Annotated in this window: 21 protein-coding genes and 4 pseudogenes; 21 read left to right on the plus strand and 4 right to left on the minus strand. The window is 75.2% G+C overall.

Annotation, left to right across the window (positions count from 1 at the left end; genetic code table 11):
* Window positions 1–40: 40 nt before the first annotated feature.
* From ACGF5G_RS19530 to ACGF5G_RS19615, 18 genes and pseudogenes are all read left to right on the plus strand, one after another.
* On the plus strand, window positions 41–1,051 hold the full coding sequence (locus ACGF5G_RS19530; protein ID WP_393264590.1) for an ABC transporter ATP-binding protein: 1,011 nt from the start codon (window positions 41–43) through the stop codon (window positions 1,049–1,051).
* The gene (locus ACGF5G_RS19535; protein ID WP_393264593.1) at window positions 1,048–2,064 is read left to right on the plus strand and encodes an ABC transporter permease subunit; all 1,017 of its coding nucleotides are present in this window, start codon (window positions 1,048–1,050) and stop codon (window positions 2,062–2,064) included. The genes ACGF5G_RS19530 and ACGF5G_RS19535 overlap by 4 nt, the downstream gene beginning before the upstream one ends.
* A 298-nt stretch (window positions 2,065–2,362) precedes the next feature.
* Complete coding sequence (locus tag ACGF5G_RS19540; RefSeq protein WP_393264595.1) at window positions 2,363–2,821, plus strand: DUF3263 domain-containing protein; 459 nt, start codon at window positions 2,363–2,365, stop codon at window positions 2,819–2,821.
* Window positions 2,822–3,080: 259 nt separating this feature from the next.
* A complete protein-coding gene (locus ACGF5G_RS19545; RefSeq protein ID WP_393264596.1) occupies window positions 3,081–3,812 on the plus strand; it encodes a hypothetical protein in 732 nt (243 codons plus the stop codon).
* A complete protein-coding gene (locus ACGF5G_RS19550) occupies window positions 3,809–4,204 on the plus strand; it encodes a phage holin family protein (RefSeq protein WP_363700859.1) in 396 nt (131 codons plus the stop codon). The genes ACGF5G_RS19545 and ACGF5G_RS19550 overlap by 4 nt, the downstream gene beginning before the upstream one ends.
* 22 nt (window positions 4,205–4,226) lie before the next feature.
* Entirely contained in the window at window positions 4,227–4,889 is a 663-nt protein-coding gene (locus ACGF5G_RS19555) for a DUF3618 domain-containing protein (RefSeq protein WP_393264599.1), read from the plus strand.
* Window positions 4,858–5,757: a hypothetical protein gene (locus tag ACGF5G_RS19560; RefSeq protein WP_393264602.1), complete on the plus strand. Its 900-nt coding sequence runs from the start codon at window positions 4,858–4,860 to the stop codon at window positions 5,755–5,757. The genes ACGF5G_RS19555 and ACGF5G_RS19560 overlap by 32 nt, the downstream gene beginning before the upstream one ends.
* A gap of 159 nt (window positions 5,758–5,916) precedes the next feature.
* Window positions 5,917–6,426 carry a GNAT family N-acetyltransferase gene (locus tag ACGF5G_RS19565; protein ID WP_393264605.1) on the plus strand — a complete coding sequence of 170 codons (510 nt, stop codon included), beginning with the start codon at window positions 5,917–5,919 and terminating at the stop codon, window positions 6,424–6,426.
* A 271-nt stretch (window positions 6,427–6,697) separates the two neighbouring features.
* Entirely contained in the window at window positions 6,698–7,084 is a 387-nt protein-coding gene (locus ACGF5G_RS19570) for a hypothetical protein (RefSeq protein ID WP_393264607.1), read from the plus strand.
* A gap of 2 nt (window positions 7,085–7,086) precedes the next feature.
* Complete coding sequence (locus tag ACGF5G_RS19575) at window positions 7,087–8,337, plus strand: SRPBCC family protein (RefSeq protein ID WP_393264609.1); 1,251 nt, start codon at window positions 7,087–7,089, stop codon at window positions 8,335–8,337.
* Window positions 8,338–8,372: 35 nt separating this feature from the next.
* Window positions 8,373–8,549: pseudogene (gene gvpJ / locus ACGF5G_RS19580) on the plus strand (gas vesicle protein GvpJ); the annotation flags it as partial.
* A 241-nt stretch (window positions 8,550–8,790) separates the two neighbouring features.
* Window positions 8,791–9,546 (plus strand): GvpL/GvpF family gas vesicle protein, encoded by a 756-nt coding sequence (locus tag ACGF5G_RS19585; protein WP_393264610.1) that lies wholly within the window; start codon window positions 8,791–8,793, stop codon window positions 9,544–9,546.
* Window positions 9,547–9,549: 3 nt separating this feature from the next.
* Window positions 9,550–9,888 (plus strand): gas vesicle protein GvpG, encoded by a 339-nt coding sequence (locus ACGF5G_RS19590; RefSeq protein WP_393264612.1) that lies wholly within the window; start codon window positions 9,550–9,552, stop codon window positions 9,886–9,888.
* The gene (locus tag ACGF5G_RS19595; protein WP_393264614.1) at window positions 9,848–10,204 is read left to right on the plus strand and encodes a gas vesicle protein; all 357 of its coding nucleotides are present in this window, start codon (window positions 9,848–9,850) and stop codon (window positions 10,202–10,204) included. The genes ACGF5G_RS19590 and ACGF5G_RS19595 overlap by 41 nt, the downstream gene beginning before the upstream one ends.
* A 46-nt stretch (window positions 10,205–10,250) precedes the next feature.
* A pseudogene (gvpJ, locus tag ACGF5G_RS19600) lies at window positions 10,251–10,403 on the plus strand (gas vesicle protein GvpJ); the annotation flags it as partial.
* A gap of 154 nt (window positions 10,404–10,557) precedes the next feature.
* A complete protein-coding gene (locus tag ACGF5G_RS19605) occupies window positions 10,558–11,397 on the plus strand; it encodes a GvpL/GvpF family gas vesicle protein (protein ID WP_393264617.1) in 840 nt (279 codons plus the stop codon).
* Between the two features lie 43 nt (window positions 11,398–11,440).
* Window positions 11,441–11,695 carry a gas vesicle protein gene (locus ACGF5G_RS19610; protein ID WP_393264619.1) on the plus strand — a complete coding sequence of 85 codons (255 nt, stop codon included), beginning with the start codon at window positions 11,441–11,443 and terminating at the stop codon, window positions 11,693–11,695.
* Window positions 11,692–12,102, plus strand: coding sequence for a gas vesicle protein K (locus tag ACGF5G_RS19615; RefSeq protein WP_393264621.1), 411 nt, complete (start codon window positions 11,692–11,694; stop codon window positions 12,100–12,102). Before ACGF5G_RS19610 ends, ACGF5G_RS19615 begins: the two co-directional genes overlap by 4 nt.
* Window positions 12,103–12,135: 33 nt before the next feature.
* On the opposite strand, the pseudogene ACGF5G_RS19620 reads toward ACGF5G_RS19615, so the two are convergent.
* From ACGF5G_RS19620 to ACGF5G_RS19630, 3 genes and pseudogenes are all read right to left on the minus strand, one after another.
* Window positions 12,136–13,887, minus strand: a pseudogene (locus ACGF5G_RS19620) (AAA family ATPase); the annotation flags it as partial.
* A gap of 71 nt (window positions 13,888–13,958) precedes the next feature.
* Window positions 13,959–14,550, minus strand: a pseudogene (locus ACGF5G_RS19625) (ATPase); the annotation flags it as partial.
* Window positions 14,551–14,638: 88 nt separating this feature from the next.
* Window positions 14,639–15,193: a hypothetical protein gene (locus ACGF5G_RS19630; protein WP_393265020.1), complete on the minus strand. Its 555-nt coding sequence runs from the start codon at window positions 15,191–15,193 to the stop codon at window positions 14,639–14,641.
* Window positions 15,194–15,600: 407 nt separating this feature from the next.
* Between ACGF5G_RS19630 and ACGF5G_RS19635 the strand changes: the two genes are divergently transcribed.
* Together ACGF5G_RS19635 and ACGF5G_RS19640 are read left to right on the plus strand one after the other, a co-directional pair.
* The gene (locus tag ACGF5G_RS19635; protein WP_393264623.1) at window positions 15,601–18,465 is read left to right on the plus strand and encodes an alpha/beta fold hydrolase; all 2,865 of its coding nucleotides are present in this window, start codon (window positions 15,601–15,603) and stop codon (window positions 18,463–18,465) included.
* Window positions 18,462–19,337, plus strand: coding sequence for an ABC transporter permease (locus ACGF5G_RS19640; protein ID WP_393264625.1), 876 nt, complete (start codon window positions 18,462–18,464; stop codon window positions 19,335–19,337). The genes ACGF5G_RS19635 and ACGF5G_RS19640 overlap by 4 nt, the downstream gene beginning before the upstream one ends.
* Window positions 19,338–19,349: 12 nt before the next feature.
* Here ACGF5G_RS19640 and ACGF5G_RS19645 read toward each other — a convergent pair whose 3' ends face one another.
* Window positions 19,350–20,264: a DUF4232 domain-containing protein gene (locus ACGF5G_RS19645; RefSeq protein WP_393264628.1), complete on the minus strand. Its 915-nt coding sequence runs from the start codon at window positions 20,262–20,264 to the stop codon at window positions 19,350–19,352.
* 342 nt (window positions 20,265–20,606) lie between these two features.
* Here ACGF5G_RS19645 and ACGF5G_RS19650 point away from each other — a divergent pair, with 342 nt between their 5' ends.
* Entirely contained in the window at window positions 20,607–21,530 is a 924-nt protein-coding gene (locus tag ACGF5G_RS19650) for a hypothetical protein (RefSeq protein ID WP_393264630.1), read from the plus strand.
* Window positions 21,531–21,538: the final 8 nt, after the last annotated feature.

Here is a 21,538-nt window from a genome sequence, read left to right on the forward strand (position 1 = left end):
ATGGTGTCGCGTGTCATACGCCCATCGGGGGAGGTGCAGCTTGCCAGCTGTCCTGGAGATCGAAGGTCTCCGCAAGACGTACAAGAGTCGTCGGCGCGGCACCCGCAACGCGCTCGACGGCTTCGACATGCGGGTCGAGGTGGGGCAGGTGCACGGCTTCCTCGGCCCCAACGGGTCGGGCAAGACCACCACGCTGCGTACGCTGCTCGGTCTGATCCGGCCCGACGGCGGCCGGATGGCCATCCTCGGCCACGAGGTGCCCGAGGCGCTGCCCGCCGTCGCGGGCCAGGTCGGCGCGATCGTGGAGAGCCCGCAGTTCTTCCCGCACTTCTCCGCGCGGGACACGCTGTCCCTGCTGGCCGGCGCGGGTGACGTGCCGCCGCGACGGATCGACGAGGTGCTGGAGCTGGTCGGGCTGCGCGACCGCGCCGGCGAGCGGGTCAAGACGTACTCGCTGGGCATGAAGCAGCGGCTCGCCGTCGCCTCGGCCCTGCTGAAGAACCCGAAGCTGCTGATCCTCGACGAGCCGGCCAACGGGCTGGACCCGGGCGGCATCCGGGAGATGCGCACGCTGATGCGCACCCTCGCCGAGTCGGGGATGACCGTGGTGCTGTCCAGCCACATCCTCGGCGAGATCCAGCTGATCTGCGACTCGGTCACCATCATCTCGCTGGGCCGACGGGTGGCCTTCGGCCCGGTCGAGGAGGTGCTCGCCCGGCATTCGTCCGGCGCCGTCCGGGTGCGGCTGGAGGCGGTCACCGACCTGCCGATCGCCGCCGAGGCGCTGACCCGCGCCGGGATCCGGGTGGACGGCCAGCCCGACCACCTGATGCTCGCCGGCGTCGACAAGCCGGCCACCGTGACCCGGATCCTCGCCGAGCAGGGCCTCTACGTCAGCGAGCTCGCCCCGGTCGCCGTCGACCTGGAGAGCGTCTTCCTCGAACTGACCGCCACCGCGCCGGTACCCGGCCAGCACCGGCAGGTCGACCAGTCCACGAAGGTAGGCGGGGCGGGGCAACCCGGTGCCGCCGGAGGAGGGTGGGGCGCGTGAGCCTCTACCGTACGGAGCTGCGCCGGCTGGCCAAGCGGCGCTTCACCCGCTGGATGAGCCTGCTGGGCCTGCTGGTGCTCGCGGCCGTGGTGGTCGGGGTCTTCCTGACCAACGAGAAGATCGATGCCGCCGCGCTGGCGAAGGCCGAGCGCGCCGCCGAGCAGCAGTGGCAGCAGGACGTGATCCGCAACGAGGAGTACCGCGCCGAGTGCGAGCGGGCGAAGGCCGCCGGAAACAGCCAGGCCAGCGGCTTCCCGGATGACTGCGCGCTGATCCAGCCGCCGCCCCGGGAGGCGGTCGAGTCGCGGTGGTTCCTGCCCTCCACCTTCGACTTCCGGGAGAACTTCGGCTTCACGCTGCTGCCGCTCGCGGCGATCCTGGCGCTGGTCGGGTTCGTGGTCGGCGCCTCCTTCGTCGGGGCGGAGTGGAACACCGGCGGCATGATGAACCTGCTGCTGTGGCGGCCGAAGCGGCTGACCGTACTGCTGACCAAGCTGGCGGCGCTGCTCACCGGGCTGCTCGCCCTGGCGGTGCCGACGACGGCGGTCTGGTTCGGCAGCTTCTGGCTGGTCGCCACCTTCCGCGGCAGCACGGAGAAGATGACCTCCGGTGTCTGGCAGTCCTTCGCCCTCACCGGGCTGCGCGGGGTGGTGCTCGCCCTGATCACCGCGACGATCGGCTTCGCGCTCGCCTCGCTGGGACGGCACACCGCGATGGCGCTGGGCGGGGCGATCGGCCTGATGGTCGTCGGGCAGTTCGGCCTCGGCATCCTGCTGCAGATGGCCGGGGTGCAGTTCGCCGAGGCGTGGCTGCTGCCCACCTACGCGGCGGCGTGGATGCAGAAGAAGGTGACGCTGGAGGACTGGAACGCCTGCCAGGCCACCTACTTCGGCGAGTGCAAGCCGGAGACCCTGGACATCACCTGGCAGCACTCCTCGGTGTTGCTGGCGGTCGGGTTGACGGTGATCCTCGGCGCGGCGCTCTGGGCGATGCGCCGGCGGGACATCTCCTGATCCCGGCGGTGCGACCGGCGGCTCTCCCCGGCCCCCGGTCGCACCGCCCCGGGCGGGACGTGACAGGCGGGCGCCCGACGACCCGCCGCGCCCTCCACCGGGCCACCGATCGTCCCGGTGACGATCGGCACACCGCCGCCGCCGACGGCGTGTGTGCCGTTGGCCGGCGGACACGGGGCGAACCGGCCCGGTCACGTTGCGGCACTGTCGTCCGATGCGAACCGGGTGGGCCCTGGTTAGGCTGAGGTCCCCCCGGTCGGCGTCGTGTTGTGCCGCCGGCCTGCCCATGAGGAGCGCCATGCAGCCCGCCGACGCCGCCCCGGCCGCCACCGAGCCGTCCACGGCGGACCGGGCGGACGCGACCGGCGAGGCGCACGACGCGGGCGCCCTCGTCCCCCAGCCCCGGTCGGGCTCCGACCCCGGGGTGCCGGCCGTGCCGCAGCCCCGCACGGCGGCCGAGCCGGGCGCGGGCGCGGCCGGGACGCCGCCCGGCGAGACCGACGCCCCGGCGGACGGCCGGCCGGCCGGCGGGCTCACGGAGCGGGAGCGGGGCATCCTCGCCTTCGAGCAGCAGTGGTGGCGGCACGCCGGCGCCAAGGAACAGGCCATCCAGGACACCTTCGGCCTCTCCGCCACCCGCTACTACCAGTTGCTGAACGCGCTGCTGGACAACCCGGCCGCGCTGGCCGCCGAGCCGGTGCTGGTCGGCCGGCTGCGCCGGCTGCGCTCCTCCCGGGCCCGTAACCGCCGCCGCTGACCGCCGTCCCGCCGCCCCGGAGCCGCGCCGCAGCGCCATGCCTGGCCTCCTGGGCGGTGTTCGGCACTGCCATCCGCGCCCTGTGGCCGGTTCCGTACGGGTCGGTCGTTCCGGTCCGGTTTCCCGTCCTGCCCGGACCGGCGGGACGGAATGTCGACGAGCCGCGCGGGTAGGCGGCTGACGAACCCGCCGCGTCCCGCGGCTGGTTCACGTTCCGGGTCGTGACCCTGCGGCCCGGGGCCGACGGAGGGAGCGGGCGATGACGGGAATCAACCCGAGCCGGCCACCGGACGGTGCGACCGGCACCGGGCAGCAGGCCCGGCAGCAGGCATCCCGGGTCGGGCACCACGCGGCCCAGGCCGGCGGGCAGGTCGCGCACGCCGCCGCGGAACAGGGCGGACAGGTCGTCTCCGAGGCCCGGCGGCAGGCGCGGAACCTGACCGGTGAGGCCGGTACGCAGTTGCGCGACCAGGCCCAGGCGCAGCAGCGGCGGGCCGCCGACGGGCTGCGCGGTATCGGGCGCGAACTCGGCTCGATGGCGGAGCGGAGCGAGGACTCCGGGACGGCCGCCCAAATGGTCCGCCGTGCGGCGGACGCCGCCCAGCAGGCGGCCGGCTGGCTCGACGAACGCGAGCCCGGGGCGGTGGTCGACGAGGTGCGGTCGTACGCGCGCCGGAACCCGGGGACGTTCCTGGCCGGCGCGGCCGTGGCCGGGGTGCTCGTCGGGCGGCTCACCCGGAACCTCACCGCCTCCGGTGACGGGGCGGGGGGCGCCGGCCAGCCGTCGACGCCGCAGCCGGGCGCCGAGCCCGGGACTGGCGGGCCGCAGCCGTACGAGCGGGCGGTCGAGGCGCCGTACACCGCAGAGGAGGCGTACCCGCGTAGCGAGGCGTACCCGCGCGAGGAGGCGTACACCGGGATGGCCCGGGTGCGCAACGCCTCGCCGCCCGGCCGGCCGGGGCCGGACATCCCGGGCGGGGTGGCGCCGTGAGCGCCCCGGAGAAGGAGCGGACCCAGGCGTCGGTCGGCGACCTGCTCGGCGACGTGACCCGGGACGTCTCCACGCTGGTCCGCAAGGAGATCGAACTGGCCAAGGCCGAGCTGCGCGAGGAGGCGACCCGGGCGGGCAAGGCCGCTGGGATGTTCGGCGGTGCCGCACTGGCCGGCTTCCTGACGGTGCTGTTCGTGTCGTACGCGCTGTGGTGGGGACTGTCGAACGTGATGGACCAGGGCTGGGCCGCGCTGATCGTGGCCGTCATCTGGGCCGCGGTCGCCGGTGGCCTGCTCGCCAACGCGCGAACGAAGATGGCGCAGCTCCGCTCGGTGCTGCCCAGGACGAGACAGACCGCACGGGAGATGCCGAACGCGGTGCGAGGCCGGTGAACCAGCCGGGAGGGAGCAGATCATGTCCAACGATCCGGACCGGATCCGGTGGGAGATCGAGAACACCCGGAACGAACTGAGCAGCGACGTCGACGCGCTGGCCGACAAGGTCAACCCGCGGCGGGTCGCCGGTGAGCGCGTCGGGCAGGCCCGTGGCGCGCTCACCCGGGCCAGGGAGAAGGTGATGGGCGTGCAGTCGGACGGGCACGGCGCCGGTCAGCGCATGTCGCACGCGACCGAGTCGGCGCGGGCGTTCGGGGAGCAGTCCCGCGAGCAGATGTCGCACGCGGCCATGTCGGTGCGGGACGACGCCCGTTCGCTGGGGCAGCAGTCCCGCCAGCAGGCGCAGGGCAACCCCCTCGCCGCCGGCCTGATCGCCTTCGGCGCCGGACTGCTGGTCTCGTCGCTGATTCCGCCCAGCCGGCCCGAACGGCAGTTGGCCGGGCAGGCCAGGGGCAAGGTGACCGAGCACTCCGGGCAGTTGCGCCAGCAGGCGAGCCAGGTCGGCCACCAGATGCGCGACAACCTGCGTGACAACATGCGCGGGCCGGCGCAGCGGGCGGCGCAGTCGGTGGGCTCCACGGCCCTCGGGGGCGCGTCGGCCGTACGGGAGCAGGGCCGGTCGGCCGCCCACCAGGTGCAGGGGCAGGCGCATGCGGCCGCCGACGACCTCCGTCGCCGCTGAGGCGACCCGGGTGGTCGGGGCGGCGCGGACGATGCGGGTGAGCTCCGCGTCCGCGCCGCCCCCCGGCCGGCCGGTCAACGAGGACCTGGTCTTCCGGTTCGGGCCGCTGGTCGGCGTGCTGGACGGCGCCACCGTGCCGGAGGGCTTCGACACCGGCTGCGTGCACGGGCCGTCCTGGTACGTCCGGCACCTCGCGGCCCGGCTCGGGCTGGCCGAGGCGATCCGGCCGACGGCGACGTTGACGAGCAACCTGGCGGCGGCGATCCTGGCCGTCCGGTCCGACCACGGCGACGAGTGCGACCTGGGCCATCCGGGCACCCCGTCGAGCACGGTCTGCCTGCTGCGCGACGGCGGCGACCACCTCGACTACCTGGTGCTCTGCGACAGCCCGCTGGTGCTGGAGGCCGGCGGCCGGGTGAGCGTGGTCACCGACGACCGGCTGGACGCCGCGATGGCGGAGTTGCGGGACACGGCGGCGGCGGTGCCGGCCGGCCCGGCCGACCGGGCCACCCGGCTCCGGCAGGCGGTCGCCGTGCAGCGGGAGCGGATGAACCGGACCCACGGCTACTGGGTGGCAGCCGCCGACCCGGACGCGGCGTTCCACGCGGTGACCGGGACGCTGCCGCTGCGCGGGCCGGGCGCCGTACGTCGGGCGGCGCTGCTCAGCGACGGCGCGTCGGCCGTGGTGGAGCAGTTCGGTCTCCTCGACTGGGCGGGGCTGCTGGACGTGGTGAGCGCCGACGGCCCGGGCGCGCTGGTGGACCGGGTACGCGCGGCGGAGCGCGACCACCCGGACCGGTTGCGCCGGCACAAGCCGGCCGACGACGCCTCGGTGGTGCTCTGCGAGTTCGACGCCGACGCTCCGTGACCGCGCGGGACGGGCGGCCGGGGCGCCGGTGGGCGCCCGCCGACAGCGGAGCGTGAGGTGGAACACGATGCGGTCCGACCGGCCGATACCTTCCGCCGGACCGCTAGTCGGAGTTCGATGGGGTGGACTTGGGCCGGTGGGGCCGGCAGACTGCGGCACGTGGCGGGAACGGTCCGGTTGGAGCCGGTGGACGAGCGGAACCTGGAGCCGTTGCTCTCCGTAGCGGCTGCCGAGGCGGAGCCCGGCGATGTGATGCCGCCGGTGGAGGCTCCGGCGGGCTGGTCGCACGCCCGCCGGGAGGCGTTCCGCGAGTTCCACCGGGCGAGCTTCGCCGGCCTGAGCGGTCCCACCGGGACCCAGATGTACGCGATCCTCGCCGGCGGCGAGGTGGTCGGCATGATCCGGATGAGCCGCCGCGACGAGCCGGGCGCCGTCGAGACCGGGATGTGGCTCGGCCGGTCCGCCCGGGGCCAGGGCATCGGCCCGGCCGCTTTGCGTGAGCTGCTGAACGAGGCGGCGGCGGCCGGAATGCGGCTCGTGGTCGCCGAGACCACCGTCGACAATCACGGGGCGTTGTCGGTGCTCTCCAAGTGCGGGGCAAAATTGCGCGAGGGTGACGGCAAGGTGCACGCCGAGATATGCCTCGATTCGACGCCGCCCGCTTTGTGACGACCATTCGTCAGATCTTTCCTTTCTGAGGTTCTCGCTGCTCGTAGCGGTTCGACTGCCCGATTTGCGCGGTTGACGAGGGCCGTGCCGTGGGCTCCGGAAATGGTTCCGAGAAAAGGCGGAAATGTTTCGCCGATAGGCCATCGGGTACTGCCCGCCGGGTCCGATTGAACGGGACACCTGATTGCGGTCCGGCACGTGCTGATCCCCGGCGGCCATTTTCGACCGCTGCCGTCAGGTGTCTGCCGCTCCGGGGAGCGAAGGAGAACTGATGAACAGCGGAGCACGAATCGGGCTCGCGGTGGGCTTCGGCTATCTGCTCGGCCGCCGGCGCAGGTTGCGTACCGCCCTCACCCTGGCCGCCGCGGTCGCGGCCGGCCGCGCCAGCCGGGAGCCGGGCGGGCTGCTGAAGGCGGGCGGCAACCTGCTGCAGTCGTCCCCCCAGCTGGCCAACCTCGGTCGCCTCGGCGGGCCGCTCGCCGCCGCCTCCAAGGCGGCTGCGACCGCCGCGGCCGGCAGCGGCATCGACGCGATCAGCGGCAAGCTGCGCGGCTCGGCCGACGCGCTGCGCCGCAGGGGCGGCGCCGGCGCGCCCGACGACGGGTCGGACGACGACCGGCCGGACCGGGACACCGACGCCGACCAGCGGGGGCGGTGACCATGGTGGGCACGACGAATCCCGGCGCCCTCGGCGACAAGGTCCGGGGCCAGCTCGCCGGCGAGGCGCGGAACCTGGCGAGCGCCATCGGCGAACGCGCCGTGCAGGTGGTGACGGAGCGGATCACCGGCGCGACCGGACGCCTCAGCGACTACGCGAAGCAGGGCGGTGGCCCCGGCCTGATCGCCGCCGCGACGGGCGCGCAGAAGCTCGCCGAGGGCGGGTCGCCGGTGAAGGCGTTGGTCCATGCCGGACTGGCCGGCGGTAAGGAGAAGGTGATGTCGGCGCTCGGCAAGGGCGGCAAGGGCGGCAAGGGCGGCGGGAAGAAGCTCAAGGTCACCAACATCGTGGAGGCGATCGAGGTCGGTGTGCCCGTCCGGGTCGCGTACAACCAGTGGACCCAGTTCGGCGACTTCCCGAGCTTCATGAAGAAGGTCGAGAACGTCGACACCGAGGCGGACGAGAAGCTGACCTGGAAGGCGCAGGTCTTCTGGTCGCACCGCACCTGGGAGTCGACCATCGTCCGGCAGATCCCCGACAAGCTGATCCACTGGCGTTCGAAGGGCGAGAAGGGCTCGGTCGACGGCACGGTCAGCTTCCACGAGCTGTCGTCCGACCTGACCCGCATCCTGGTCGTGCTGGAGTACCACCCGCAGGGGCTCTTCGAGCACACCGGCAACCTGTGGCGCGCGCAGGGCCGCCGCGTCCGGCTGGAGCTGAAGCACTTCGTCCGGCACGTGATGACGCAGACCGTCCTCGACCCGGACTCCGTGCAGGGCTGGCGGGGCGAGATCGAGGACGGGCAGGTGGTCACGGACCACGAGACCGCCCTGCGCGAGGAGCGCGACCGGCAGGAGCAGGCCGAGCGGGAACAGGCCGAGCGGGAGGAGCGCGGGCGGCGGCGACCGGAGCGCGAGCGCGGCCGGGGCGAGCCCGAACCGGAGCCGGAGGAGGAGGTCGAGGAGGAGCCGCGCGCGGAGCGCCGGCCCGTCGAGCGTGGCCGCCGTCGGCCGCCGCTGCGGCGCCGTCCCGCCGAGGAGGAGTACGAGGACGAGTACGACGAGGGCGACTACGGCGAGTACGAGGAGGAGCCGGAGGAGGAACAGGCGCCGCCGCGTCGCCGCGCCCCGGAGCGGGCCCGGCGCCCGCAGCCGCGCGAGGAGCCGCTGCCCCGCGAGGAGGCCCGGCCGCGACGCGCCCCGGAGGCGCCCCGCCGGCCCGTGGTCCGCCGTCGACGGGAGGAGCGGGAGTGACGATCGCAACGAGTGACGATCAGGTCGGCGGCGCGCTGGAGCGCGGCGGAGCGGGTTCCAGCCTGGCCGACGTCGTCGAGACGGTCCTGGACAAGGGCGTGGTGATCGACGCGCAGGTGTCGGTCGCCGTGGTCGGCATCCAGTTGCTGGAGATCAACGCCCGGATCGTCATCGCCAGCGTGGAGACGTACCTGCGCTTCGCCGAGGCGGTCGACCGGTTCGACATCACGCCGAAGGGTCAGAAGGGGCTGCCCGACCTGGTCGAGGGTGCTTCCGGGGCGGTCGGCGCCCGCAAGGCGGCGTCCGGGATCGGCAAGACCGTCGGCGCGATCGGCGGTGCGGTCCGGGACGCCGTCGGCGAACTCGGCTCCGACGACCGCGACCGCGACCGTGACCGCGACCGGGATCGCGACCTCGACCGACCCCGGCGGCGCCGGGACGAGGAGCGTTGAGATGGCCGAGGAGACCGGACTGTTCATCTACGGCATCGTGCCCTCCGACGTGGAGCCGACCCCGGACGCCCCCGGGATCGGCGACCCGCCCGGGGAAGTGGCCGCGATCCGGCACGGTGAGCTGGCCGCGCTGGTCAGCGAGGTGAGCCTGACCGAGCCGATCGGCCGGCCGGCGGACCTGACCGCGTACCAGGAACTCGTGGACGGCACGGCGGCCGTGGCCCCGGTGCTGCCGGTGCGTTTCGGCACGGTCGTCACCGGCCCCGACGCGGTGGCCGACCTGCTGGAGGCGCACCACGAACGGTTCGCCGCGGCCCTCGACGAGTTCGAGGGGCGGATCCAGTACGTCGTGCACGGCCGCTACCACGAGCCGGAGCTGATCGCGGAGATCCTGGCGGAGAACCCGGCCGCGGCCGAGCTGGCCGACCAGGTGCGCGGGCAGCCGGAGGCGGCCACCCGGCCGCAGCGGATCCGGCTCGGCGAGATCATCAGCCAGGCGGTGGAGCTGCGCCGCGAGGCGGAGAACCGGCAGCTCGTCGACGCTCTCGGCCCGCTCGTCGTGGCGAGCGCGCCGCGACCGCCGAGCAACGAGTTGGACGCGGCGAACGCCGCCTTCCTGGTCGAACGGGACCGGGAGGACGAGTTCGTCGCGGCCGTCGAGGAGTACGCCGAGCAGCGCCGGGAGTTGCTCCACACGCGCCTGCTCGGCCCGCTCGCCCCGTACGACTTCGTCAGCGCCCACCAGTTGGTGGAGTGACCGGTGGACATTCTCTGGACGCTGCTGACCCTGCCGTACGCGCCGGTGCGGGGGGTGACCGCCGTGGTCAAGGTGATCGCCCGGGAGGCGGAGTCGCGGCAGCGCAACCCGGTCGACGTCCGGCGCGAGCTGGAGGCGCTGGACGCGGCGGAGGCCGCCGGGGAGATCACCGCCGCGGAGCGGGACCGGGGGCAGCAGCAGGTGCTGGAGCGGCTGACCGGCGGCACCCGCCCCCGCCGGGGGGCCGGCGCGGAACGGGCGCGGCGGGTGCCGCGCGACGGCGGCGAGGGAGGTGAGCGGCATGGCGGACCGGATCCGCGGCGACGGCGGCCGGGCGCGTAGGAACGAGCCGGACGACCGGTACGACGACCGGTACGACGACGAGGAGGAGTACCTCGAACCGATCTCGGCCGCCGAGGCCGCCCGCGAGGGGATGCGGCAGATCGTCGAGCTGACCGGCCGGGACCCGGTGGGGACCACCTCGCTGAAGTCGGTGCGGGACGGCTGGCTGGTCGGGGTGGAGGTGATCGAGGACCGCCGGATCCCCGCCTCCACCGACCTGCTCGGCCTCTACGAGGTGGAGCTGGACCTGGAGGGCGGCCTGCTCGGCTACCGGCGGGTGCGGCGCTACCAGCGCGGGAAGGGCGAGGTGGGCTGAGATGACCGTGCAACCGCCACCGGTGGTGCAGAACTCCGGCCAGGTCCTGCCGGCCGGGCACGAGCCGGCCAACCTCGGCGACATCCTGGAACGGGTGCTCGACCGGGGCATCGTGATCGCCGGCGACATCCGGGTCAGCCTGCTCGACATCGAGCTGCTGACGCTCAAGCTCCGGCTGGTCATCGCCTCCGTCGACACGGCACGGCAGATCGGCATCGACTGGTGGGAACACGACCCGTGGCTCAGCTCGCGGGCGAGGCCGCCGGTCGAGCCCGGCCCGCGGGACCCGGAGCAGGTGGAGGCGGAGCGCCGCCCCCGGGTCGCCCGGCGGGCCGCCCGGAGGGAGGAGTGGGATGAGATCGACGGCTGACCTCGCGTCCGCCGGCCCGGCGGCGCACCTGGACGCCGGGGTGTGGCTGCACGGCGTGACGCGGGAGGCGGACCGGGCCCTCCTCGCCGCGACCGCCGGGATGGACGGCGCGCCGGTACGCGCGGTGCCGGCCGCCGGGCTGGTCGCCGTGGTCAGCACCGCGCCGCTGACCGAGTACGGCGAGGAGGCGCTGCGCCGCAACCTGGAGGACCTGGCCTGGCTGGAGCGCGCCGCCCGGGCGCACCACGCGGTGGTGGCCGCGCTGTCCCGGGCCGGCGCGGTGGTGCCCGCCCGGCTGGCCACCGTGCACCACGACGACGCCCGGGTGGCGGGCCAGCTCGCCGCCCGGCGGACCGAGCTGACCGCCCTGCTCGACCGGCTCGCCGGCCGGGACGAGTGGGGCGTCAAGGGCTACGTCGTGCCCGGCGCGACGCCCCGGGCGGCGGAGCCCGGGGGGTCGGGCGGGGCCGGGGCGGCGTACCTGCGGCGGCGCCGGGCCCAGCTCACCGCCCGGGAGGAGGGGCAGCGGATCGCCGCCGACGCCGCCGCCGCCGTGCACGCGGCCCTCGCCGGGCACGCGGTGGCCGCCCGGCGGCACCCACCGCAGGACCGCCGGCTCTCCGGCGCGCCCACCGCCATGGTGCTCAACGGGGCGTACCTGGTCGGGCAGGAGGCGCTCGCCGCCTTCAGCCGGCTGGTCGACACGCTCGCCGGGCGGCACCCGGAGATCCGGTTGGAGCTGACCGGGCCGTGGCCGCCGTACTCCTTCGCCGAGGAGCGACCGCCCGAGCCCGCGCTGACCGTGCGGGAGCCGGCGTGCTGACCGCCCGCCGCGCCGCCGCGCCGACCGCCCGGGGGCCGGCGTGGTGACCACCTCGCTCGCGCCGAGCAGCGCCGACGACCCGCTGGCCTACCGGCCGGTGGCGCTGGTGGACCTGCTGGACCGGGTCCTCGCCACCGGCGTGGTGATCAGCGGCGACATCACCATCGCCATCGCCGACGTCGACCTGGTCCGGATCTCCCTGCGCGCCCTGGTCGCCTCCGTCGGCGCGCTCGCCCCGCCGGAGCTGCGGGACGCTGCCGTGGCCGAGGCCGCCTCGTCACCAGGGGCACCGGCATGACCGCCCCGGACGGCGGCCCGAACGCCCCGGGCGGCATCACCGCCTCAGGTGCCGGGACCCGCCGGGACGAGGCCGCCGAACTGGCCGCCGCGCTCGGGGACACCCGGTGGCAGCCGCCCCGGGTGACCCCGCTGGACCGCCGGCTCGCGGTCGACCGGGACTCCGTCGAGCGGGGGCTGGCCAGCCTCGTGCTCACCGTGATCGAGCTGCTGCGGCAGCTCATGGAGCGGCAGGCGCTGCGCCGCGTCGACCTCGGCGATCTCACCGAGGAGCAGGTCGAGCGGATCGGCACGACGCTGATGGCGCTGGAGGAGCAGATGACGGGGCTGCGCGAGTACTTCGGCCTGGCCCCCGAGGACCTCAACCTCGACCTGGGCCCGCTCGGCCCCCTGCTGCCCACCGACTGACCGGCGGCCGGCCCGGGAAGACCGCGCCCGTGGTCAGCTGGCGCGCTTCTCGGCGTACGCCGCGAGCCACGCGACCTGGGCCGGGTCCAGGGACGGGCGGACCCGGGAGCGGGCCGTCGCCACGTGCGCGGCGGTGACCGTGGAGGCGGTCAGCGACTCCCGCATGGCGGCCAGCGCCGCCTCCCGTACCAGTGCGGCGCAGTCCGCCGCCGAGAAGCCGTCCAGCTCCGCGCCCAGCGCCGCCAGGTCCACCTCCGGCGCCAGCGGCACGTTCCGCGACGCGGCGCGCAGGATCTCCGCCCGCGCCGGCCCGTCCGGCGGCGGCACGTAGACCAGCCGTTCCAGCCGCCCGGGGCGCAGCAGTGCCGGGTCCACCAGGTCGGGCCGGTTCGTCGCGCCGACCACCACCACGTTGCGCAGCGCCTCCACCCCGTCCAGCTCGGTGAGCAGCGCGGCGACCACGCGGTCGGTCGTACCGCCGTCGCTGGCCTGGCCACGCACCGGCGCGAGCGCGTCCACCTCGTCGAGGAAGACCAGCGTGGGCGCGGCCTCGCGGGCCCGGCGGAACAGCTCGCGGACGGCGCGCTCGCTCTCGCCCACCCACTTCGACAGCAGCTCCGCGCCCTTGACCGAGAGCACGTTCGCCCGGCCCGACCCGGCCAGCGCGGTGACCAGGTAGGTCTTGCCGCAGCCCGGGGGGCCGTAGAGGAGCACCCCGCGTGGTGGCTGCACGCCGAGCCGGGCGAAGGTGTCCGGGTAGGTCAGCGGCCAGAGCACCGACTCGGTCAGCGTCTCCTTTACCTCCGTCAGGTCGCCCACGTCGTCGAGGGTCACCGAGGCCAGCTCCAGGGTGGACGCCGCCATGGAGGTCGGCCGGACCACCTCCAGGGCGGCGGTGAAGTCGGTCATCGCGACCGTCGGCGTCTCGGCCGACTTCTGCCGCAGCGCGGCGCGCACCCCGGCCTCGCGCACCAGCGCGGCCAGGTCGGCGGCGACGAAGCCGGGGGTACGCCCGGCGACCTCGTCGAGCCGCACGTCCTCGGCGAGCGGGACCTGCCGGGTCAGCACGGTCAACTGTTCCCGGCGCAGCGCCGGGTCCGGCAGCGGGACGCCGATCCGCAGCGAGAGCAGGTCCGGGGCGCGCAGCGCCGGGTCGACGGCCTCGGGCCGGCCGGTGGTGCAGACCACCGCCGCGCCGGACCGGACGGTCTCGGCGACCACCTGGCGGAACACGGTGGCCAGCGGTCCCGGCCCGTCGGCCGGGGCGAGCGCCTCCACGTCGGTGACCAGCAGCACCGCGGGGCCGCCCGTCTGCGTCTCGGCCGCGGCCGCGCGCAGCCGGTCGGCGGCGGCCTGGTTGGTCAGCGCGGCCAACTCGGGTGCCCAGAGCGGGCAGACCCGGGCCCCGACCCGGGCGGCCACCGCGCGCACCAGCGCCGCCTTGCCGGAGCCGGCCGGCCCGGCGACCAGTACGCCCAGCGAGACGGTGGTGCCCAGCCGGCCGAGCACCTCGCGGTGGTGGAAGCCGAGGTCGAGCAGCTCGGTCAACTCCTCGGCCTGGGACCGCAGCCCGGGCAGCTCGTCCACCGACGGCACGGCCTCCTCGTCCGTCTTCGTGGCGCCGTCGCCCGCGCCGGCCCGGCTCGTGGCGTCCGCGGTCGCCGGTTCACGCCGGGCCCGGTGCGTGCCGGCGGCCGGGCCGCCGGTGCCCAGGTCGGCCGCGCCGACGTGCGCCGGGCGGGGCCCGCCCCCCGGCGCGCTGCCGGGGCCGGCGGCCCGGCCTGGGCCTGCCGCGCCGGCGGCCTGACCGGACCCGCCCGCCGTGCCGGCGGCCCGGGCGACCGGCGAGCCCGCCGTGCCGGCGGAGCCGTGGGTCGCCGGGCCGTGTTCCCAGCCGACGACGGTGTCCATGGTGACCAGGGAGCCGGTGCCGGGCTCGGCGGCGACCACCGTGAGCAGGGTGCTGGTCCAGGCGTAGCCGACGCTGTTGGAGAGGCTGCGTCGGGCGGCCTCCACCAGGCTGCGTACCGAGGCGTCGGGCAGGACGTCCTGCGGCAGCAGCGACACGTCGTCCCCGGTCGTCACCACCTTGCCGAGCAGGGCCAGCCGGAGCATCTCGGGGGAGACCACGGCGGCGACCGGCGCCGGCCCGGCGAGGAGCACGCGGCGGGCCGCGGTGACCGGGAGGGGGCTCACGGTCACCTGGCCGCCGTCGCGGACGCCGAGGTTGCCCAGCATCAGGTCGTCGGCGTGGAGCAGGGCGGTGCTCGCGGTCGGATCGGCCGCGACGATCCCGGCGGTCACCCGCCGGCCGGCCAGGCGCACCGGGTCGCCCGGGCGCAGCGCCAGCGCGGTGAGCACCTCCGGGTGCAGCCGGACGATGCCCCGTCGGGCGTCCAGCGCGGCCGGCCGCAGGCTCGCGGTCAGGGTCAGGTCGGGTTCCGCCACCGCCCGACCCTAGCTCCCGATGTCATCCGGCACCCGTCGTGCTCCGAGGCAGGCAGCCCTGCACCGCGCTCCCCGCACGACGCGCTGCCTAACCGGCGGAACCGTCGTCGAGCAGGGACGGGTCGCCGCGGAGCAGTTCGGTCAGCCGCGCCGCCGGGTCGGCGCTCGGCCCCTCCCGGCCGGGCGTCCAGGCCGGCGGCGTCCTGCCCAACGCCGGCCCCGCCGGCGGCGGCGGTACGGCGGGCGTCTCAGCGCCGACCGTCACGCCCGTGCCGGTCCAGGCGATCCGCAGCGGGTACGCCTTCCGGTCGTGCTCGACCCGAATGGTGACGGCCATGCCGGGGTGGCCCACCACCACCCGGCGGACCGCGTCGGCGACCTCCGCCACCGGGTCGCGGGGCTCGCCGGCCCGCCGGGCGTCGCCCCAGCCGGGCCCGGCGTTGGGGGTCTCGCCCCGGCCGTCGGCGAGCTGCTCCGAGTGCGACGTGCGGACCCGGGCGCGGGCCCGGGCCACCCCGTCCGGCACTGCCGGCGGTGCGGCGGCCTCCCCGTCCGCCGCCCCGCCCTGGTCGGCGGCCCGCCGGCGCAGCGCCTCCTCGCGCCGGGCCAACCGGGCCAGTGTCTCGTCCAGTCCACCTCTCATCACGACCGCCCCCTTCACGTGAACGGGTCGAACCCCCCGGCCGACCCCGGTCTTCCTCCCCGGGTGGCCCGATCGGGCATCGACCGTGGAGTCCCGTGCATCGGACCGGAAACTAACCGAACAGCGAGGGGTGGTCCGGCCGTCGAACGGTCAGCTTTCCGTCATGAGGTGCCAGGTGACCGTTCGTCCCGAAACCGGCCACGCTGGGTGCCGTTCGGGAGAGTGGCATGGATGGATCGGAGGGGATTTCTCACCGAAAATCGGAATTCACGTGATCCGAATCCGTCTCTCCGGGAGGGTCGGGGACCTGCGGCGGTCGCACCGGTCCGGCCGCCGATCGGACCAACCGGACGGCCGTACGGAGGATCTCAGCCAACGCTCAGGGTTCGGGCCGTACCGTGTGCCGCATGAGATCGCCGTCGTCGGCCGCGTGGATCCGGCGTGCCCTGCCCACCCGCCGGCGCGCGGTCGCCGCGGCGGCGGCCGTGGTGCTGCTCGCCGCCGCCGTGACCTGGGCGGTGGTCCCGCAGGGGCCGGACGTCCGCGCCGAGTCGGCGATGCTGACGGTCCGCTCCGGACCGGCCGGCGACCAGCCCGTCGACCTGGACACCACGTTCTACCTGCCGGAGGGCGCCTCGGCGGCGAGGCGGGTGCCGGCGGTGCTGCTGGCGCACGGCTTCGGCGGCACCAAGGAGTCCGTCCGCGCCGACGCCGAGGAGTTCGCCGGGCGCGGCTACGCCGTGCTCACCTGGACGGCGCGCGGCTTCGGCCGCAGCGGCGGGCAGATCCACCTGGACCACCCGGACTACGAGGTCCGGGACGCCCAGCGCCTGCTGGACTGGCTCGCCGCCCGCCCCGAGATCCGCACCGACGCCACGGGCGACCCGAAGGTCGGCGTGGTCGGCGGCTCGTACGGCGGCGGCCTGGCGCTCCTGCTCGCGGCACAGGACCAGCGCGTCGACGCGATCGTCCCGATGATCACCTGGCACGACCTGTCCCGCTCCTTCCTGCCCGAGAGCACCGGCAAGCAGCCCACCGAGGGCGTCTTCAAGTCCGGCTGGGCCGGCCTCTTCTTTGGCGGCGGCGGCAACGTCGGCTCCGGGCCGGCGGGGCTCTCCGGGGCCGGCGCCACCGAGCCCGAGGGGGCGCCCGCCTCCGCCGGCCCGCCGAGCCCGGGGCCGGGCGCCGGCCCGGGAACCGGTCCGGGGCGGGCGCCGGCCCGGGCCGCCGACCCGTCGTGCGGCCGGTTCGCCGCCGACATCTGCGCCGCGTACCTGCGGATCGCCACCACCGGCCGGGCCGACCAGGCCGCCGTGGACCTGCTGCGCCGGTCCAGCCCGGCCGGCGTGCTGGACCGCATCAAGGCGCCGACCCTGCTGGTGCAGGGCGCGGCGGACACCCTCTTCCCGCTCGGCGAGGCGGACGCCAATGCGCGCGGCATCGCCGCCGCCGGCACGCCCGTGCGGGTGGCCTGGTTCACCGGCGGGCACGACGGCGGCGAGGGCCCGCGGACCGACTCGGACCGGGTGAAGTTCCTGACCGTGCAGTGGCTCGACCACTACGTCAAGGGTGAGGGCGAGGCCCCGGGGGCCGACTTCACCTGGTCCCGCATCGCCGGCTTCGACGCCCTCGACCGGGGCCTGGTGGCCACCGGCTACCGCACCGCCGACTACCCGGGCGTCGCCGGCACGGCCCGCCGCGACGTTCCGGTGGCCGGCCCGGCCCAGCCGGTCGCCAATCCGCCGGCCGGCAACCCCGCCGCCATCTCCTCGGTGCCCTTCGCCGGCGAGTTGTCGTCCCTGCTCGGCGGCGTCGCCGGGGACATCCCCGGCCAGCACGCCCGGTTCGAGTCGGAGCCGCTGACCGAGGCGGTGGACGTGGTGGGCGCGCCGACCGTGGACATCCGGGCGGCGTCGCCGACCGGCGAGGCGGTGCTCTTCGTCAAGCTCTACGACGTCGACCCCAACGGCGCGGCCACCCTGCCCAACGGCCTGGTCGCCCCGGTCCGGCTCACCGGCCTGCCGCGCGAGATCGAGGCGGCGCAGCCGGTCACCGTCACGCTGCCGGCGATCGTCCGTCGCGTCGAGGCGGGGCATCGGCTGCGCGTCGTGGTGGCGACCTCCGACCAGGCGTACGCCACCCCGGTCGAGCCCACCGTCCACACCGTCGCGGCCGGCGGCGCGGTCGCCCTGCCGACCGTCGCCGGCGAACCGATCCCCACCGCCGCCACGGTGTGGCGCTGGGTGCTGGTCGGGCTGGTCGCCGCGATCGCGGTCGGGCTCGTCGCGGTCGTGACCGTGGCCCGCCGCCGGCACCGCCGCCAGGACAGCTCCGTCCACCCGGCGTACGCGGGCGTCCCGCTCGCCGTGCGGCAGCTCCGCAAGGAGTACGCGGACGGCTTCGTCGCCGTCTCCAACGTGGACTTCGAGGTGCACCCCGGCCAGGTCGTCGGCCTGCTCGGTCCCAACGGCGCCGGCAAGACCACCACGCTGCGGGTGCTGATGGGGCTGACCCAGCCCACGGCCGGCGAGATCTACGTCTTCGGGCACCGGCTGGTACCCGGCTCGCCGGTGTTGTCCCGGATCGGCGCGCTGGTCGAGGGCCCCGGCTTCCTGCCGCACCTGTCCGGTCTGGAGAACCTGAGGGCGTACTGGCGGGCCACCGGGCGGCCGGCCGGGGACGCGCACTTCGACGAGGCCCTGGAGATCGCCGGCCTGGGCGACTCCGTGCACCGCAGGATCAAGAACTACAGCCACGGCATGAAGCAGCGCCTCGCCATCGCGCAGGCGATGCTGGGCCTGCCCGAGCTGCTGGTGCTGGACGAGCCGACCGACGGGCTCGACCCGCCGCAGATCGCCGAGATGCGCCGGGTGTTGCAGCGCTACGCCACCGACGGCCGCGCGGTGCTGGTCTCCAGCCACCTGCTCGCCGAGGTTGAGCAGACCTGCACGCACGCGGTGGTGGTGAACAAGGGCCGCATCGTCGCCTCGGGCCCGGTCGAGGAGATCGTGGGCGAGTCGCCGAGCGTGCTCTTCGACGTGACCGACCCGGCGGCCGCCCGCGCGGTGCTGGACGGCCTGCACGGGGTGCGGGTGCTTCCCGACGGCGAGGGCCAGCTCGTGGTGGACACCAACGGGACCGCCCGCAGCGAGGTGGTCGCCGAGCTGGTCCGGGCCGGCATCGGGGTGGACCGGGTGGTGCCGCGGCGCCGCCTGGAGGACGCGTTCCTCGCCCTGGTCGGTGAGAACTCTCGGGGAAGCGGGGACCGATGATGGCGGGGACGTCACCCACGGTGGGCGCGGCGGCGGGTTACCGGCCGTCGGCCACCCTGCCGTTCGGCGCCGAGTTCCGGCGGCAGGCATCCCGGCGGCGTACGCAGCTCGCGCTCGGGTTCATGGTGCTGCTGCCGCTGATCATCCTGATCGCCTTCCAGTTCGACACGGGCGACGACGACGACAACGGGCGCGGGGAGTTCGGCAGCCTGGTCGAGTTCGCCACCTCGGGCGGGCTGAACTTCACCCTGTTCACCATCTTCGTCTCGGCGTCGTTCCTGCTGGTCGTGGTGGTGGCGCTGTTCTTCGGCGACACGGTGGCCAGCGAGGCGAGCTGGGGCAGCCTGCGCTACCTGCTCGCGGTGCCGGTGCCCCGGGCCCGGCTGCTGACGGTGAAGCTGCTGGTCGCGCTCGTCTACTCGGCGCTGGCGCTGGCGCTGCTCGCCGGCACGGCCCTGCTGATCGGCACGCTGCGCTACGGGTGGGAGCCGCTGCGCAGCACCGTCGCCGCCCAGCTCGAACCGGGGGAGGGACTGCTGCGGCTGCTGGGCGTGCTCGGCTACCTGGCCGTCGTACTCCTGGTGGTGGCCGGCCTGGCGTTCCTGCTGTCGGTGGTCACGGACGCCGCGCTCGGCGCGGTCGGCGGCGCGGTGCTGCTCTGGATCCTCTCCAGCATCCTCGACCAGATCACCGCGCTCGGCGCGCTGCGCGCGTTCCTGCCGACCCACTACGCCAACGCCTGGCTGGGGCTGCTGTCGACGCCGGTGCAGACCGACGACGTGGTACGCGGCGCGATCTCCGCGATCAGCTACGCGACGCTGTTCTGGGGCCTCGCCTTCTGGCGCTTCACCCGCAAGGACGTCACCAGCTGAGGCACCGGACACTCACGGCAGCGGCATGGAGCTGCTCGGCGCCGAGGTGCCCGGCACCGGCCGGGTCGGCGTCGGGTCGGTCGCCATCTTCTTCCAGGCGCTGACCCCGATCCGGCCCGTGTTGCCGAGATCGATCGGTCCGTCCAGGTCGACGACCTGCGCGGGCCGGCCGGCGGCGGGCGCGACCTCCAGGCGCTCGCCGTTGGTGGCGACGACCGTCGGGTCGGTGACCAGGTTGCGCCAGAGCACGGCGGCCCCGGCCCGTTCGCCGGGCCGCAGGGTCAGCGGTCGGGACGGGGCGTCGAAGCCCGGCGTGATCTCCTTGGCCCCGTTGACCACCCGGACCGGTATCGGGTTGCCGTCGCCGTCGTGCAGACGCAGCGCCGGGTAGCCGTTCAACGGGTAGGGCTCCGTGCCGCAGTTGACCAGCTCCAGCCCGAGGGCCCGCAGACCCATCGCGGCGTTGGAGCCCGGCGAACTGATCCGAACGCCGGATTCCGGGCACTCGGCGGCGGGGGCGCCCCCGGAATTCGGCGTTGGCGCGCCCGCTCTCGGCATCCTGCTCGGTGCCGGATCGGCCGACGGCGGTTCGGTCGCCGGGGAGCAGGCGCCGAGCAGGACGAGGCCGGCCATCGCGACCCCGAGTGCCCGTGCCGGTCCTGGAACTCCACCGCGCGAGCACGGTACGGGTCGGTGCGCGGGGGTCGCCATCGCCTGATCATCGCACCGGTGCGTCGCCGAGCCTCGGACACCCGGCCGGCGGAGGGTCCGGCGGTGCTGTCGAGCTGCCCCACCTGAGGGGCCGGCCGGACCGGGCCACCCGCGCGGTGCCTGTCGAGCTGAATCGTCTACGACATCACCCGTCCCAACTTGGGCGAGGTGATCGGTGTGCGGACCCAGGCGGCGCCGAGCGGTCCGTAATGGCATGGCGCCGGTGAGTGAGAATCGGGTATGCCCACCTCGCCCGCCGTGCCGCAGCCTGAGCCGCCCGCCGAGCCGTCGCCCGTGCCACCGGCTGAGCCGTCCACGTCCCGCTCCGTGTCGCCACCTGCGCCGCCGTCCGTGTCGCCACCTGCGCCGCCGTCCGTGCCGGCGGCTGCGCCGTTGCCCGCGTCTCCGTCCGTGCCGGCGGCTGCGCCGTCGCCCGCGCCGCCGTCCGCACCGCCACCGGAGCAGCCGTCCGGGCGGGCGCCCGGGCCGAAAGCCTGGGCCGTGCTGGCGGATGAGCGACTGCCCGGGTTTCGCGGGCTTTCGCCGAAGCAGCGCGCGGTGTACGCGACCGCCGCCGCCGTCATCGTCGTGGTCGGCATGCTGTTCGCCTACCAGGCGAACTTCCTCCTGGACCGGTCGACGGCCACCGAGCGGGCCCGCTCGGACAGGCAGGCTGAGAAGGCGGTGGACCGTGAGCAGGCCGCGTTCGTGTCCACCGTCACTCCCCTCGACTACGACCGGGACCTGCCCGAGGCCTTCAGTGTGCTGCTCGACCGGCCGCTGACCGAAGGCGAGCAGGCCATCCTCACCGCCCTGAACGGCGACGCGTCAGAGGTGTGGGAGTTCCTGAAGCCGCTCGGCGGCCGGGTGGTCGAGCACGCGTCCTATGTGGCGCCGTTCGAGGACGGCAACGAGAACCGCGGTCACGCCCAGACGTTCGACCTGAACCTGAACAGCGATCGCGCCGCCGGACTCACGATCAACAACATGACCGCCGTCAAGGACTCGTGCCGCGTACCCACGGCGCAGACCGTCGTCACCCTTCCGCCGGCGGGCGCGGAGTCCCGGCAGGGGCTGCTGTGGGACCTGACCGGTGGGCCGACGGACGAGCCGCACGGCCCGTACGTCCTGGACGAGGGCGAGCCGCAGGAGGGTCGGCTGTACTTCCGCCGCAACGTCGTCGAGCTGGGCAACGGTCAGTCGAACATGGCGTTCCGCATCCAGCCGGAGGTGTCCACCCACACCTGCGAGTGGCACATCGTCGCCTCCTACACCGACACGACCGGTGCCCACGAGCAACGCATCCCGAGCGGCGCCGCCACGTTCACCACCGAGGCCATCCCGTCGCAGCCCGTCCAGTACTTCGAGCGTCCCCCGGCCTCGGGGTGGGGCTGCCTCGGCGCGGTGAGTCAGCAGGGTTGCCCGTCCACCGGGTCCATACGGCTACCGAGGCCACCAGCCCACCGGCCGGTTCCAGGCTGAGCTGGCCC

Source organism: Micromonospora sp. NPDC047730 (assembly GCF_043204765.1).
Taxonomy (GTDB): domain Bacteria; phylum Actinomycetota; class Actinomycetes; order Mycobacteriales; family Micromonosporaceae; genus Micromonospora.